Origin of the sequence: Bordetella petrii (genome assembly GCF_017356245.1) — a bacterium.
Taxonomy (GTDB): domain Bacteria; phylum Pseudomonadota; class Gammaproteobacteria; order Burkholderiales; family Burkholderiaceae_B; genus Bordetella_A; species Bordetella_A petrii_D.
In genome coordinates this window covers 2,830,648-2,844,500 of the sequence record NZ_JAFMZZ010000001.1, presented here as the reverse complement: position 1 = coordinate 2,844,500, position 13,853 = coordinate 2,830,648, and the positions used below count along the sequence as shown (strand labels likewise).

At 70.5% G+C, this 13,853-nt stretch carries 16 protein-coding genes; 3 read left to right on the top strand and 13 right to left on the bottom strand.

The window, feature by feature from the left end; genetic code table 11:
- Position 1 precedes the first annotated feature (1 nt).
- Positions 2-445 carry a 6-carboxytetrahydropterin synthase QueD gene (gene queD, locus J2P76_RS13710; protein ID WP_207408253.1) on the bottom strand — a complete coding sequence of 148 codons (444 nt, stop codon included), beginning with the start codon at positions 443-445 and terminating at the stop codon, positions 2-4.
- 28 nt (positions 446-473) lie between these two features.
- A complete protein-coding gene (queE, locus tag J2P76_RS13705) occupies positions 474-1,106 on the bottom strand; it encodes a 7-carboxy-7-deazaguanine synthase (protein ID WP_207408252.1) in 633 nt (210 codons plus the stop codon).
- 99 nt (positions 1,107-1,205) lie between these two features.
- Here queE and arfB point away from each other — a divergent pair, with 99 nt between their 5' ends.
- Together arfB and J2P76_RS13695 are read left to right on the top strand one after the other, a co-directional pair.
- Positions 1,206-1,622 carry an alternative ribosome rescue aminoacyl-tRNA hydrolase ArfB gene (arfB, locus tag J2P76_RS13700; protein WP_207408251.1) on the top strand — a complete coding sequence of 139 codons (417 nt, stop codon included), beginning with the start codon at positions 1,206-1,208 and terminating at the stop codon, positions 1,620-1,622.
- Between the two features lie 3 nt (positions 1,623-1,625).
- On the top strand, positions 1,626-2,297 hold the full coding sequence (locus J2P76_RS13695; RefSeq protein ID WP_207408250.1) for a DUF2238 domain-containing protein: 672 nt from the start codon (positions 1,626-1,628) through the stop codon (positions 2,295-2,297).
- Positions 2,298-2,333: 36 nt separating this feature from the next.
- On the opposite strand, the gene J2P76_RS13690 is transcribed toward J2P76_RS13695, so the two are convergent.
- A complete protein-coding gene (locus tag J2P76_RS13690) occupies positions 2,334-3,191 on the bottom strand; it encodes a CPBP family glutamic-type intramembrane protease (RefSeq protein ID WP_207408249.1) in 858 nt (285 codons plus the stop codon).
- A 106-nt stretch (positions 3,192-3,297) separates the two neighbouring features.
- Between J2P76_RS13690 and J2P76_RS13685 the strand changes: the two genes are divergently transcribed.
- Positions 3,298-3,672 (top strand): MAPEG family protein, encoded by a 375-nt coding sequence (locus tag J2P76_RS13685; protein ID WP_207408248.1) that lies wholly within the window; start codon positions 3,298-3,300, stop codon positions 3,670-3,672.
- Positions 3,673-3,683: 11 nt separating this feature from the next.
- Here the strand turns inward: J2P76_RS13685 and J2P76_RS13680 are convergent, their stop codons facing one another.
- The 10 genes from J2P76_RS13680 to J2P76_RS13635 form a co-directional block, all read right to left on the bottom strand.
- Positions 3,684-4,121, bottom strand: a complete 438-nt coding sequence (locus J2P76_RS13680; RefSeq protein WP_207408247.1) for a carboxypeptidase-like regulatory domain-containing protein — start codon at positions 4,119-4,121, stop codon at positions 3,684-3,686.
- Positions 4,122-4,403: 282 nt separating this feature from the next.
- Positions 4,404-5,174, bottom strand: coding sequence for an NRDE family protein (locus J2P76_RS13675; RefSeq protein WP_207408246.1), 771 nt, complete (start codon positions 5,172-5,174; stop codon positions 4,404-4,406).
- A 12-nt stretch (positions 5,175-5,186) separates the two neighbouring features.
- Complete coding sequence (locus J2P76_RS13670) at positions 5,187-5,669, bottom strand: YbaK/prolyl-tRNA synthetase associated domain-containing protein (RefSeq protein ID WP_207408245.1); 483 nt, start codon at positions 5,667-5,669, stop codon at positions 5,187-5,189.
- Positions 5,632-7,188 carry an efflux transporter outer membrane subunit gene (locus J2P76_RS13665; protein ID WP_207408244.1) on the bottom strand — a complete coding sequence of 519 codons (1,557 nt, stop codon included), beginning with the start codon at positions 7,186-7,188 and terminating at the stop codon, positions 5,632-5,634. Before J2P76_RS13665 ends, J2P76_RS13670 begins: the two co-directional genes overlap by 38 nt.
- Positions 7,189-7,192: 4 nt before the next feature.
- Positions 7,193-8,338: an ABC transporter permease gene (locus J2P76_RS13660; protein WP_207408243.1), complete on the bottom strand. Its 1,146-nt coding sequence runs from the start codon at positions 8,336-8,338 to the stop codon at positions 7,193-7,195.
- On the bottom strand, positions 8,335-9,279 hold the full coding sequence (locus tag J2P76_RS13655; RefSeq protein ID WP_207408242.1) for an ABC transporter ATP-binding protein: 945 nt from the start codon (positions 9,277-9,279) through the stop codon (positions 8,335-8,337). Before J2P76_RS13655 ends, J2P76_RS13660 begins: the two co-directional genes overlap by 4 nt.
- Positions 9,276-10,265 carry an HlyD family secretion protein gene (locus J2P76_RS13650; protein ID WP_207408241.1) on the bottom strand — a complete coding sequence of 330 codons (990 nt, stop codon included), beginning with the start codon at positions 10,263-10,265 and terminating at the stop codon, positions 9,276-9,278. Before J2P76_RS13650 ends, J2P76_RS13655 begins: the two co-directional genes overlap by 4 nt.
- A gap of 3 nt (positions 10,266-10,268) precedes the next feature.
- Entirely contained in the window at positions 10,269-11,012 is a 744-nt protein-coding gene (locus J2P76_RS13645) for a TetR/AcrR family transcriptional regulator (protein WP_207408240.1), read from the bottom strand.
- Positions 11,013-11,379: 367 nt separating this feature from the next.
- Positions 11,380-12,975, bottom strand: coding sequence for a glycerol-3-phosphate dehydrogenase/oxidase (locus tag J2P76_RS13640; protein ID WP_207408239.1), 1,596 nt, complete (start codon positions 12,973-12,975; stop codon positions 11,380-11,382).
- A 33-nt stretch (positions 12,976-13,008) separates the two neighbouring features.
- Positions 13,009-13,827 (bottom strand): DeoR/GlpR family DNA-binding transcription regulator, encoded by an 819-nt coding sequence (locus tag J2P76_RS13635; RefSeq protein ID WP_207408238.1) that lies wholly within the window; start codon positions 13,825-13,827, stop codon positions 13,009-13,011.
- Between the last annotated feature and the right edge of the window lie 26 nt (positions 13,828-13,853).

The following is a 13,853-nucleotide window of genomic DNA, read 5'->3' as shown; positions in this document are numbered from 1 at the left end:
GTCAGCCGCTGCAGTCGGCCCAGCAGTTGGGGGTTTCGTACAGCCGCACGCGCGCCAGGCGCAGCTGTGCGCCGTAATGCCCGTGGTAGTGCGGCGCCAGCGTGGCGAATATGACGCGGGCCAGGTTCTCGGCCGTGGGAATGCAGTCGAGCACCACGGTCTTGTGGCCCGGCAGCGTATCCAGGAAACCGCGCACGGCGGTGTCGTCGCGAAAAACCAGGAAGGCGTGGTCCCAGGGGTCGACGATATGCCGCTTGGCGATGGCCTTGATTTCGGAGAAGTCCATCAGCATGCCGTTGTCGGACGCGCCCGGCGCGTCGACGATGTCGCCCGCCAGCGTGACTTCGAGCACGTAGCGGTGGCCATGCAGGTTGCGGCACTGGCTGCGGTGGTCGGGAATGCGATGGCCGGCATCGAATTCCAGCCTGCGGGTCACCGAGATCATCGGCGGCCTCGCGCGGCGCGGGGGGTAGTCATGGAATGCCTATGTATTTGTGGGTTTGCAGGCTGAGCCGCCATTGCGGGTGCCGCAGGCAGTATTGAACGGCCTGTTCGGTATGGGCGGCGCGCGCCGGGCCGTCCATGGGCTGCAGGAAGAAATGCTGGAAGTCCAGGTGGGCGTAGGCTTCGGGCCGGGCCTCGGCCTGCGGGTAGACCAGCTTGAGCTCGTGGCCGCGCTCGATGACCACCCGCGTGCTGCCCTTGGGGCTGACGCAGATCCAGTCGATGCCGTCCGGCGCGGGCAGGGTGCCGTTGGTTTCGATGGCCACGGTGAAGCCGTGGCCGTGCACGGCCTGCAGCAGCGCCGCGTCCAGCTGCAGCAGCGGTTCGCCACCGGTGAACACGACATAGCGGCCTTGCGTGCCGGAGCCCCAGGCCGCCGCAATGGCATCGGCCAGCAGCGCCGCGGTGGCGAACTTGCCGCCGCCCGGGCCGTCGGTGCCGACGAAGTCGGTGTCGCAGAACGTGCAGGCGGCGCCGACGCGGTCGGCTTCGCGGCCCGACCACAGGTTGCAGCCGGCAAACCGGCAGAACACGGCCGCGCGGCCGGCCTGGGCGCCTTCGCCCTGCAGCGTCTTGAAGATTTCTTTGGTGGAATAAGTCATGCAATGGCCGCGGCCTGGCGGCCGGCCCTGTCCAAACCGCCATTTTACCGGCATGGCGCCGGTCGCGGCGACGGGCCGGCTGGCGTAGACTGGCGGCCTATGTATTACGTCCAAGAAGATCTGTACCTGGACGAGCGCGATATCGAGTTCGGCATGATCCGCGCCCAGGGCGCCGGCGGCCAGAACGTCAACAAGGTATCCAGCGCCGTCCACCTGCGCTTCGATGTGCGCGCCTCCAGCCTGCCTGCGCACATCAAAGAGGCGCTGTGCGCGCTGTCCGACCGCCGGGTGTCCAAAGACGGTGTCATCGTGATCAAGGCGCAGGCGTTTCGCAGCCAGGAAAAAAACCGCGCCGAGGCGCTGGAACGGCTGGCCGGGATGGTGCGCGAGGCGGCCCGGCCGGTCACCCCGCGCCGCCCCACGCGTCCCACCCGCGCCTCGCAGCGCCGCCGCGTGCAGCGCAAGGTGCTGCACGGCGAGGTCAAGCGCCTGCGCGGCAGGATCACCGACGACTGACCCATGAAAAAACCTTCCGCACGCCACACTTACCTGGGCCTGCTGGCCGCGCTGTACGCCGTGCTGTGGGTGGCGCTGGCCATCCGCCCGTTCGACCGGTCCGACTGGCTGCTGGAGAATGCGCTGGTGCTGCTGTTCGGCGCGGTGCTGGTGGTGACGCGGCGCTGGTTCGCGTTTTCGCGGGTGTCGTATACGCTGATATTCCTGTTCCTGTGCCTGCACGCGGTGGGCGCCCACTACACCTATTCCAACGTGCCGTACGACGACTGGTGGCGCGCCCTGACCGGCCACGGCCTGAACGAGGCGCTGGGCTGGCAGCGCAACCACTTCGACCGGCTGGTGCATTTTTCGTACGGCCTGCTGTTTGCCTATCCGATACGCGAAATCTTCCTGCGCGTGGTCGAAGTGCGCGGCTTCTGGGGCTATCTGCTGCCGCTGGACGTGGCGCTGTCCACCTCGGCGCTGTACGAACTGATCGAATGGGGCGCCGCGTCGCTGTTCGGCGGCGAGCTGGGCGCCGCCTATCTGGGCATGCAGGGCGATATCTGGGATGCCCAGAAAGACATGGCCCTGGCCGCCACCGGGGCCTGCATCGCCATGCTGGTGACGGCGCTGGCCAACCGCGGCGCGCGGCGCGACCTGGCGCGCGAATGGGCCGACAGCCTCAAGCCCTAGGCCTGCCCCGGTTTTTACCGCGGAAACGGGCCCCGGCTAGCCCGCCGCGGCGCGCATCGGATAGGTGAACCAGGCGAAATGCAGCGTGTTCAGGCCCAGGTGGGCCAGCACTGCCGCGGCCAGGCCGCCATATCGATACGCCACGCCATAGGCCGCGCCGGCCAGGCCGGCCAGCGCCACCCAGTGCAGGCCGCCCGCGAAATGGGCCAGCCCGAACAGCAGGGCGGCCGCCGCGATGGCCAGGGCCGCGCCGCCGCGCCGGCGGCCCCAGCGGGCTGTCAATTGCTGCTGTATGTAGCCGCGGAACAGCGCTTCTTCGGCCAGCGTGACCAGCAAGGCGTTATTGGCCAGCCACAGCCAGCCCTGGGCCGGCCACTTGGGCGCCCAGCCCACCAGTCCGGCGGCCAGGGCGATTCCCAGGCAAGCCACGGCGGCGGCCGCGCAGGCAGCCACTGTGGCGCGCAGCGTGGCGGCCGCACCCGCGCCGGCCATGGGCGGCGCCAGCGCCAGCACCACCCAGAACGCCACCAGCGGCTTGTCCAGGTTCAGGTACATGCTGAACGGCGCGGCATCGGCAGTGTAGCGGGCCGCCGCGATGGCCTGTGCGTTATGGAAACCCGGCAGCAGGTGCAGGCCCAGCCCCACGGCCAGCATCACGAACAGCAGGTGCCCCGCGGCAATGCGCCACGGCGGCCCGGGCGCGCGCACCGCCCAGCCCGCGGCCGCCAGCAGCGCCAGCCACAGCAGCGCCACCGGCTCCAGCGCGCCCTGGCCCAGCGCCCAGGCATAGCCCACGCCCAGCGGTATCAGGGCATAGGGGCGGGTGGCGGGCGGCCATAACAGGGCGGCGGCAACACACAGGGCGATCCAGGGAAACAGGGCGGCTAGCGGCATGGTGGCGGCAATACGACGGCGGAGCGCCAGCGTAACGCCAAAACGCCCGCGCCGCGACGGGCCGGTTTACAGTCAGTGATGTCGCGTTCTGGAACCGAGGCGATTCATGACCACACTGACTTGCCTGATGCTGGCGGCGGCGTTGCTGCCGCCCCTGACCGCGCTGGTTGCCAAGGCGGGCGGCCGCGCATTCGACAACAACGCGCCGCGCGCCTGGCTGGCCGGCCAGCACGGATGGCGGGCGCGCGCCGACGCGGCGCAGGCCAACGCTTTCGAGGCCCTGCCGTTTTTCTATGCCGCGGTGCTGCTGGCGCTGCACAACGGCGCCGCCGCGGCGCACCTGGCGTGGCTGGCCGGCGCGTGGCTGGCGTTGCGCCTGGCCTATGCCGGCCTGTACATCGCCGGGCTGGGCACGCTGCGCTCGCTGGTATGGGCCGCCGCGCTGGCGCTGAACATCGCCATTCTGTTCGCGGCGGCCTGAGCCGCGAACCGTCAGGCGTTCCAGGTGAAGGTCTGGCGCACCGTGCCGTGCGCGGATATCGATACGTGGCGGGTCTGCTCGTTGCCGTTGAAGCGGGCCGAGACCTTGTAGCGGCCGGCCGGCAGTTTCACCAGCAGGTACGGGCCGTCGGAGGTCGTGTCGAGCACGGTCTTGCCTTGCGCGTCGGTGATGGTGACCTGCACGTCGGCCAGGTAGGCGCCGCCCTGTTTCGAGGCGAAGGTCAGGGCCAGGGGGTAGCTGCTGCTGGCGGCTTTCATGGCTTCGGACTCGTCGTGGCCGAAGCCGCCTGTCAGGTATTGCACCTGGCCCTGCTGCTGCACGGCCGGCAGTGCGGCGGGTGTTTGCGCGGCAACCGCGCCGGTGGCCAGGACCAGGCTGCCGGCCGCCAGCATGGCGGCCATGCGGGAACGTTCGTGGCGCTTGTTCATGGGCGTACTCCTGCAAGCCCGGCGCTTGGCCGCGGCCGGGCGCGGCGGTGTCCCGGATGCGCGGGACAGAAGTACTTAGATCATATTGCGCCGGCGAAGTTCGTCCCGCTCAGGATGGAAGCGGGTGTGTCGGCAGGTATCAGGGCGCGCGCGCCGCGGGCAGGCTTGTCCAAGGTGCAGGTGTCAGGCTCCGCAGGTGCCTGACACCGTTGTGTGCCACGGCTATTTCAGCCATGCGGTGTCAGGCTCCAGCGGAGCCTGACGCCTGGTGTGGGGCTTCATTCAGCCGTGCCATTGAAAGGCCAGGTCGCTATCGCCGGCGGGCGCGCCGTCGGGCCCGTAGCGGCGTTCGTGCAATTCGCCGCGCCCGTCGGCGTGCAGGGCCAGCACGGTGGATCCGCGCGTGCCGTAGTCGGGGCTGATGATGAACGGGCTGCTGAGCAGCCGTTCGCGCGCCAGCCCGATGCCGGTGTCGGGCAGGCTGGCGTCGTCGGCGGGCGTGCGGTCGAACAGCGTGGCGTACAGCGCCGGCAGGTCGGGCTGCGGCGCCTGGCGCAGTACTTGCTCGAAGGCCGCCTTGGTGCGCGCCAGCTTGGGCCAGGGCGTGTCGAGCAGATGGTTGGACACCGCATAAATGCCCGGCGGCAAGGCGCGCGGCGCGCCGTCGCGGTTGCTGACATACCAGGCCGTGGCGGCGTCGCCCACGATCAGGTTGAAGCCGTTGTAGCGCGCGCCGCGCTGGTGCACGGCCGCGGCATAGTCGGCCGGCGACAGCGTGCCGCGCAGGTAGTCTTCGGTCAGCGCGCCGCGCGAGGGCGCGTCGGCCAGAATATGCAAAGGGTCGCGGAAATTGGTAACGACCGCGAAGCGGCCGCGCTCGTCCACGCCCATCCAGGTGCCGCCGGCGCGCAAGTCGCGGCCGGCATAAATGGCGGGCCGGCCCGGCCAGGCCGCGGCCGCCTGGGTGGGGCGGGCGTGGAACTCGTCGCGGTTGGCGGCCATCAGCACCGGGACACCGGCAACACTATGCAGGGCAAGCACGGCAAGACACATGGCGCGTTCCGCTCAGGCGTGCACGAAAGAGGCCTGCCGGGGCCGGGCCAGGCGGAAGTAATCGTCGGTGCGCATCACGATCGAGGCGTCGAGCCGGCCGGCGTTGAAGACGATTTCGTCGTGCCGGTCGCGCAGGGTGGGGTCGACCAGCAGCGCCAGGTCGGGGTTGAAGGTGAACGGCGGAATCGCGCCGATCTCGCAGCCGGTCAGTTCGCGCGCCTGGTCGTGCGAGGCCAGCGAAGCCTTCTTGCCGCCGGCGGCCAGCGCGATGGCGGCCAGGTCGGCCTGCTTGTCGGCCGGAAACACGGCCAGCACATGCATGCGCTGGTTCGAGGTGATTTTCACGCGGCACACCAGCGCCTTCGCGCCCTGGCTGACGGCGGTGCCGCGGATGGCGGCCACTTCTTCGGATTTGCCGGCGGGCTCGTGCCGCAGCAGGCGGTAGGGAACCTGATGGTCAGTCAGCAGGGCTTGCAGTTGCAGGAAGACATCCATGACAAGCGGGCGGGGATGGCGGCGGATGCAGGGATGATACGCCTTCCGGCTCGTTCCACCAGCCGCCGCCCAGCGCCTGCAGCAGCGCGGCCGTGTCGGCATGGCGGTCGGCCTGGGCCTGGATGCGCTCGGCGCGGGTGCGCAGCTGTTCGCGCTGCGCGTCGAGCAGGGCCAGCTGGCTGACCCCGCCGGCCTGGTATTGCCGGACTGTGATGCGATACGCGGCCTCGGCCTGCTGCTCGGCTTCGGCGCGCGCCCGCAGGGTGTCGGCATCGGCCTGCACGGCGCGCAGCGCGTCGGCCACTTGCCGGAAGCCCTGCAGCACCGTGTCGCGATAGGCCGCCGCGGCGCCCTGGTAGGCGGCTTCGGCGGCGCGCCGGCGCGCCCGCAGTTCGCCGCCATGGAACAGCGGCTGGGTCAGGCCCAGCGCCAGGCTCCAGACATTGACGCCGTCGGCGACGTCGCCGGCCCGGGTGCGCTGCGAGCCGAAACTGCCGGTCAGCGTGAAGCGCGGGTAGAGGTTGGCGGTGGCCACGCCGACGTCGGCCGCGGCGCGATGCCACAGGGCTTCGGCGGCCAGGATATCGGGGCGCTGGCGGGTCAGTTGCGAAGGCACGCCCAGCGGCACGTCCAGCGGCAACTGCAGCGCCCGCAGCGGCAGCTCCGGCCAGTCGGCCTGGGCCGGCAGGCGGCCCAGGTACGCCGCCAATTGATGCCGGGTGCGTTCGATGTCCTGTTCGAGCGCCGGCAGCGCGGCGCGCGTCTGCGCCAGCAGCGATTCCTGCCTGCGCACATCCAGGTCCGCCACGCCGCCGGCCTGCCGGCGCTGGCGCATGATGGCCAATTGGCGGGCCTGCGCGTCAAGCTGTGCCTGTGTCGCTTCCAGGCGGGCCCGCAGCCCGGCCTGCCGGATGGCCGCCGTGACCACGTTGGCGGCCAGCGTCATGCGGGCCGCCTGCAGTTCGTGCCGCTGGTAATCGACTTGCGCGCGCAGGCCTTCCAGCGCGCGCCGTTCGCCGCCGAACAGGTCCAGCGTGTACGACACGTCGATCGACGCGTTGTACAGCGTGAAGGGCGCCGGCTGCTGCACGACGGGCACGCCGTAGGCCGAGGGGTCGACCTTCTGGCGCGCGCCGGACAGGTTGGCATCCACCGAGGGCAGGGTGCGCACGCCGGATTCGGCGCTGAATTCTTCCTGCGCCTGGCGCAGGCGCGCGCGGGCCTGTGCCAGCGTGGGGCTGTGCGCCAGCGCTTCGCGCACCAGCTGGTCGAGTTCGGGAGAGCGGAACAGCGTCCACCATTGCGCCGGGATATCCATGCCGGCATGCAGGCGCTGCGCCGGCGCCCGGGCGCTGCCCGTGGTGGCGGCGGGCGTGGGGGCTGCGGTGTAGCGGTCGGCCGCGGGCGCGGCGGGCGGTTCGAAATCGGGCCCCACGGCGCAGCCGGACAGCGCCAGCAGCACGGCCCAGGCGGCGAGGGGGCCGCGGGCGCGTGGCGAGGAAGCAGGAATGGGCTTCATGGGTTCAGTCCAGCGTGCGGCGATAGAACTTTACGGCCAGCGCCATGATCAGGGCGGTGAACAGCAGCAGCGGCCAGACATGCGGCCACAGGTCGGCCCAGCCGTTGCCCTTGAGCAGGATGCCGCGGATCAGGCGGTTGAAATACGTCAGCGGCAGCAGGTTGCCGATGTACTGCGCCCAGACGGGCATGCCCTGGAACGGAAACATGAAGCCCGACAGCAGGATGTTGGGCAGGAAATAGAACATGGTCAGCTGCATGGCCTGCAACTGGTTCTGCGCCAGCGACGACAGCGTGATGCCGACCGTGAGGTTGGCCGCCACGAACAGCAGCGCGGCCAGGTACACGGCCAACAGGCTGCCCATCAATGGCACATGGAACACGTACAGCGCCGCCAGCAGGATGATGGTGGCCTGGATCAGCCCGATGGCGATGTAGGGCACGATCTTGCCGGTCATGACTTCCAGCGGGCGCACCGGCGTGGCCAGCAGGTTTTCCATGGTGCCGCGCTCGCGTTCGCGCGTCATCGCCAGCCCCGTCATCATGACCAGCGTCATGCTCAGGATCACGCCCATCAGCCCCGGCACGGTGTTGTACTGGGCAATCTGCTCTTCGTTGTACAGGCGGTGCACGCGCACCTCGAACGGCGGCTGGCCGCCGGCCAGGTGCGCCAGCGGGCCGGTCAGGTCTTTGCGCGCCACGGCCTGGCTGAGCTGCGTGGCCGCGCCCACCGCCATGCCGGTGGCCATGGGGTCGGTGGCGTCGGCCTCGATCAGCAGCGTGGGCCGCTCGCCGCGCAGCAGGCTGCGGGTAAAGCCGGGCGGGATGTTCAGCACGAACAGCACGCGGCCCTGGGCCAGCGCGGCGCGGCCGGCTTCTTCGCTGGGCAGCTCTTCGACGATGTGGAAATAGTCGGACGCCTTCATGGCCGATACGAAGGTGCGCGTGAATTCGCTGTGGTCGGACACGATCACCGCGGTGGGCATCTGCTTGGGATCGGTGTTGATGGCATAGCCGAACAGGGCCAGCTGCATGATGGGAATGCCGACGATCATGCCGAAGGTGATGCGGTCGCGGCGCAGCTGCAGGAATTCCTTGAGCACCATGCTCCACCAGCGCGTCCAGGAAAAGCGCCGCTCACGGGCTGTCATGCGCGGCTCCAGTTGTCGGTGGAATGGTTCATCAGGTAGATGAACACGTCTTCCAGGCTGGTGTCGACCGGCTCCAGTTTCAGGTCATTGCCGGCCACTGCCTGGCGCAGGGTGCGTTCGAGCAGCGCATGGTCTTTGCCGCTGACGTGCAGCGACGAGCCGAAGGCCACGGTCTGGTCCACGCCGGGGCTGCCGCGCAGGCGCTGGCCCAGCGGCACCAGGTCGCGGCCATGGATGGCCCAGGTGGCCAGCCCCTGCTCGGCGGTGACGCTTTCGGCGGTGCCCTGCGTCAGCAGGCGGCCGTAGGCCAGGTAGGCCAGCTTGTGGCAGCGCTCGGCCTCGTCCATGTAGTGGGTGCTGACCAGCACCGAAATGCCGCGCGCGGCCAGGGCGTGCAGCTCTTCCCAGAAATCGCGCCGCGCGGTCGGGTCCACGCCCGCGGTGGGCTCGTCGAGCAGCAACAGCTGGGGCTCGTGCAGCAGGCAGGCGGCCAGCGCCAGCCTCTGTTTCCAGCCGCCCGACAGGGATCCGGTGAGCTGGTTGGCGCGGCTTTGCAGGCCCAGGCCTTCCAGCGCCTGCTCCACGGCCTGGCGGCGGTCGGGCATTTCGTACATGCGCGCCACGAAGTCGAGGTTCTCGCGGATGGTCAGGTCTTCCCAGTACGAGAATTTCTGCGTCATGTAGCCCACATGGCGCTTGATGTCGGCGCTCTGGGTCAGGATGTCGTAGCCCAGGCAGGTGCCGCTGCCCGAGTCGGGCGTCAGCAGGCCGCACATGAGCCGGATGCAGGTGGTCTTGCCGCTGCCGTTGGGGCCCAGGAAACCGTAGATCTCGCCGCGCCCCACTTGCAGCGACACATCGTTGACCACGTGCTTGTCGCCGAAGTGCTTGTTCAGGCCGTGCACGTCGATGACCCGGTCGCCGGCGTCGGGCCGCTTCATGGCAGCGTGACCTCGACGGGCTGGCCGGGGTGCAGGCGCTCCGCGTCGCGCGGGGCCGGGTGCGCCTCGACCATGTAGACCAGCTTGCCGCGGCTGTCGCGGCTGTAGATCACCGGCGGCGTGTATTCGGCCTCGGTGGCGATGTAGCTGATCGAGGCCGGGATGGGCTCGCCGCAGGCATCGCAGCGCACCTGCACCGGCTGGCCCGTGCGCAGCCCGCCCAGCGCGGTTTCGGGCACGAAAAAGCGCAGCTTGATGTTGCCGGGCGGCAGCAGCCGCACCACCGGGCTGCCGGCCGGCACCCATTCACCCACCCGGAACAGCGTGTCGAACACCCGCGCGGCCTGGGCCGCCGCCACCTGCTTTTGCGCCAGCGCCCAGTCGGCCTGCGCCAGGGCGGCGCGCGCGGCGTCGACCTGGGCATCCTGGGCGCGCAGCTGCTGCTCGCGGCCCGGCAGCGCGGCTACCTGCAGTTGGGCGCGCAGTTCGCGCACGCGGGCGGCGCTGGATTGCGCCTGCGCGCGGCTGTCGTCGAGCTGGGCGCGCGCAATGCCGCCGGCGCGGAACTGCACCCGGTCGCGCGCCAGCTGCGCGGCGGCGCGCCGGGCCTCGGCCTCGGCCTGCGCCAGCTGGGCGCGCACCACGTCCACTTCGGGCGGGCGCTGGCCGGTGGCCAGGTCCTGCCGCTGCGCCTGGGCGGCGGCCAGGCGCGCGCGGGCCTCGCGCTGCGCCTCGGCTTCGGGGTCGGCCTCGAGGGCGAACAGGGGCGCGCCGGCCTCTACCTGCTGCCCGCGCGCGACGTGCAGGGTTTGCAGCCGCCCGGCCTGCGACGCGGCCATGTAGACGAATTCGCCTTCGACGTAGCCCTGGTAGAACGGCGCGGCATCGTTGCCGCAGGCCGCCAGCCACAAGGGCAGGCAGCCCAGCGCCAGGCGGCACCAGATGGGAAGGCGGGGCAACGCGGGCGGATGGCGGCGGGCAGGCATGGGTCAGCGTCCTTGCCGGGCAGGGGAACGGCGCGCGGCGGGGCGCCGCGCGCGGGATTCAGGCGGGAACAGCCCGCCGGTGAGCATGGCGGTGGCGTGGGCGGCAATGGCGTCGGCATCCAGCCCGGCCGTGCCGCCCTGCGGGGCCCAGATGCGCTGCCACAGCGCCGCGGTGGCCAGGGGCAGCAGCGTCATGCCCAGGATCGACAGGAACACCAGGCGCGGCTCGATGCCGGGGTTCACGGCGCCCTGGCGCTGGGCCGCCGCGACCGCGGCGGCGAAGGCGTGCAAGTGGTCGACGGGCAGATAACGAAAGACTTTTTCGCGCAGCTGGCCGCCTTCATTGACCACTTCGCGCATCCACAGCGGCGCCAGCCAGGGGCGTTCGGCGGCGCACTGCACGATGCGCGCCACGATCTGCGCCACCATGGCGCGCGGCCCGGGCGGCGGCGCGCCGGCGGTGTCGGCCGGGGGCAGGGCCGCCGGGGCCCAGACGAAGGCAATGACCGGCGACAGGCGCTCGGCCACCACCACGTCGATGAGCTGTTCGCGGTTCTTGAAGTAGTAGTGCACCATGGCCGGCGTCACGTCGGCGCGCCGCGCAATATGCGCGATGGTGGTGGCGGCGACACCCTGCGAGGCGAACAGCGCGGTGGCGACATCCAGCATCGCATCGCGGCTGTCGGCGCGCTGCGGGCGGGCGGGGCGGCCGAGCCTGCGGGCCGGCTTTGGTACGGAGGTAGGCATGCCGGCAGTTTAATTAATTGTTTAATTAATTAAAAGAGGCCGAACGAAGGAATTTGATTGCCAGGTATCAGGCTTCGCACGTGCCATGCGGCGGTTCGAACTCACAGTCGCAGTCCCGCGGCGTCCGGGCGAGCGGTGTCGGCGCGTTGGGCGGCGGGGCAGCCTGCGCAGCAGGCCGAGGGCGCCTGTATGCGCCCGAGCCCGACGCACGTGCGCCGACACCGCTCGCCCGGACGGCGTGGGACGGGGTTAGAACGCAACCCCCCAAACCCCAAAGCGCAATATCCACAGGCGCATGATCGGCACGGTGCCCGGCACCTGCGGAGCCAGACACCCGGAGGCCTTGCAAGCCGACGCTTCGGAAGGCTTAATCCAGCCGGTAATGCGCGGCGGTGCGCGTGAAGTCTTCGACGGTGGCGCGCTGCCAGTCGGCGTCGTGGCCCAGCTCTTCGGCCAGGATGCGGGCCACTTCGGGCGCGGCCAGCAGGGCGGCCTGGCTGTCCAGGAACAGGGCCCGGTTGCGCCGTGCCAGCACGTCTTCGGCGCTGCGCGCCAGCTCGTGGCGGGCGGCGAAGCGCACGTGGGCCTCGGTCAGGCCGCTGGCCTTGACCAGCATGTGCCCGATGCCGGGCAGGGCGCGCAACGCCGGCAGGTCGGTGCCGTAGTAGCTGTCGGGCGTGCCGCGCGGCGGGGCGTCCGGCACGGCGGCGCCCGCGCCATGCAGCGGCAGGTCGGCGGTGCGGCAGCGCGCCTGCGGCAGCAACTGGTGCTGGATGGCGGTGTCGACCACGTCCTGGGCCATTTTCCGGTAGGTGGTCCATTTGCCGCCCGTGACGGTGACCAGCCCGGCGCGCGACACCACAATGGTGTGCTCGCGCGACAGGGTCTTGGTCTCGCCGGTGGCCTTGACCAGCGGGCGCAGCCCGGCCCAGACGCTGGTGACGTCGGCGCGGGTGGGCTTGTGGCTGAGATAGCGCGCGGCGGTCTGCAGAATGAAATCGACTTCGGCCTGGGTGGCCGGCGGGTCCAGCGGCAGGTCGCTGCGCGGCGTGTCGGTGGTGCCGACCAGGGTGTGGCCGTTCCAGGGCACCACGAACAGCACGCGGCCGTCGTCGGTCTTGGGAATGAGAATGGCCTTGTCGCCCGGCAGGAAATCGCGCGGCAGCATCAGGTGCACGCCCTGGCTGGGCGCCACCATGGTCTGCGCCTGCGCGTCGTCCATGCGGCGCACGCTGTCGACCCATACGCCCGTGGCGTTGACGACGCAGCGCGCGCGCAGCGTGTATTCGCCGCCGCCCAGCGCGTCCTGCACCCGCACGCCGTCGATGGCGCCCTTGTCGTCGCCGGTCAGGCCGCTGGCGCGCACGTAGTTGACCGCGGTGCCGCCCAGGTCGAACAAGGTGCGCATCAGGGCCATGGCCAGCCGCGCGTCGTCGAACTGGCCGTCGTAGTACAGCACGCCGCCGCGCAGGCCGCGGCCGGCCACCGACGGCGCCACCGTGGCGGCCTGGGCCAGCGTTTCGGCGCGCGACAGCCAGCGGCTGGGCGACAGGTTGAGCTTGCCGGCCAGCATGTCGTACATCTTCAGCCCGATGCCGTAGAAGGGCTGGTCGAACAGGCCGTAGGCGGGCACCACGAAGCCCAGCGGCCAGACCAGGTGCGGCGCGTTGCGGTTGAGCAGGCCGCGTTCGTGCAGGGCTTCGCGCACCAGCGCGATATTGCCCTGGGCCAGGTAGCGCACGCCGCCGTGCACCAGCTTGGTGGCCTTGCTGGACGTGCCCTTGGCGAAGTCGGCGGCCTCGACCAGCAGCGTGCGGTAGCCGCGCGCGGCGGCGTCCACCGCGGTGCCCAGGCCGGTGGCGCCGCCGCCGATCACGATGACGTCCCAGGCGGCGCTGTCGTTCAGCGTGTCGAGCAGGGCGGCGCGGCTGGGCGCGGGCAGGGATGCAGGGGTGGGATTCATGTAGAGGGGCGTGTGGCGGGATGCGGGGCGGGATCAGGCAAGGCTGCGCGAGTCGTCGGCGGGCGCTGCCGCGCCGGGCTCGGCGGCGGCCGCCGCGATCTCGCAGCGCACGCCGGACTCTTGCAGGACTTGCGCCAGGGGTTCTTGCGGATACGCGTCGGTGAAGAAGCGGTCGATTTGCGAGATGTGTGCCAGTTCGACCATGGCCTGGCGCTGGAACTTGCTGCTGTCGGCGGCCAGCCAGACCTCGCGGGATTGCTCGATGATGCTGCGCGCCACGCGCACTTCGCGGAAATCGTAGTCGCGCAGCGTGCCGTCGGCCTCGATGCCGGAAATGCCGATCAGGCCGATGTCGACCTTGAACTGGCGAATGAAATCGACGGTGGCCTCGCCCACGATGCCGCGGTCGCGCGGGCGCACCACGCCGCCGGCCACAATGACTTCGCAATCGGGGTTGTCGGACAAAATGTCGGCCACATGCAGGTTGTTGGTAATGACACGCAGGCCGCGATGGCGCAGCAGGGCGCGCGCGATGGCCTCGGTGGTGGTGCCGATGTTCAGGATCAGCGAACAGCCGTCGGGCACGGCCTGCGCCACGGCCTGCGCGATGCGCTGCTTGGCCTCGGCATGCAGCCCCTGGCGCTTGCGGTAGGCGATGTTCTCGATGGTGGACGCTTCGATGCGCACGCCGCCGTGAAAGCGCGACAGCAGCCCGGCTTCGGCCAGCAGGTTGACGTCGCGCCGCACGGTTTGCAGCGTGACGTCGAAGTGGCGGGCCAGGGCTTCGATGGTGGCCGACCCCTGGGATCGGACCATTTCGACCAGGGCGCTTTGTCGAGGATTCAGTGTCATATTCGCATCATAAAACAACAAAAGCG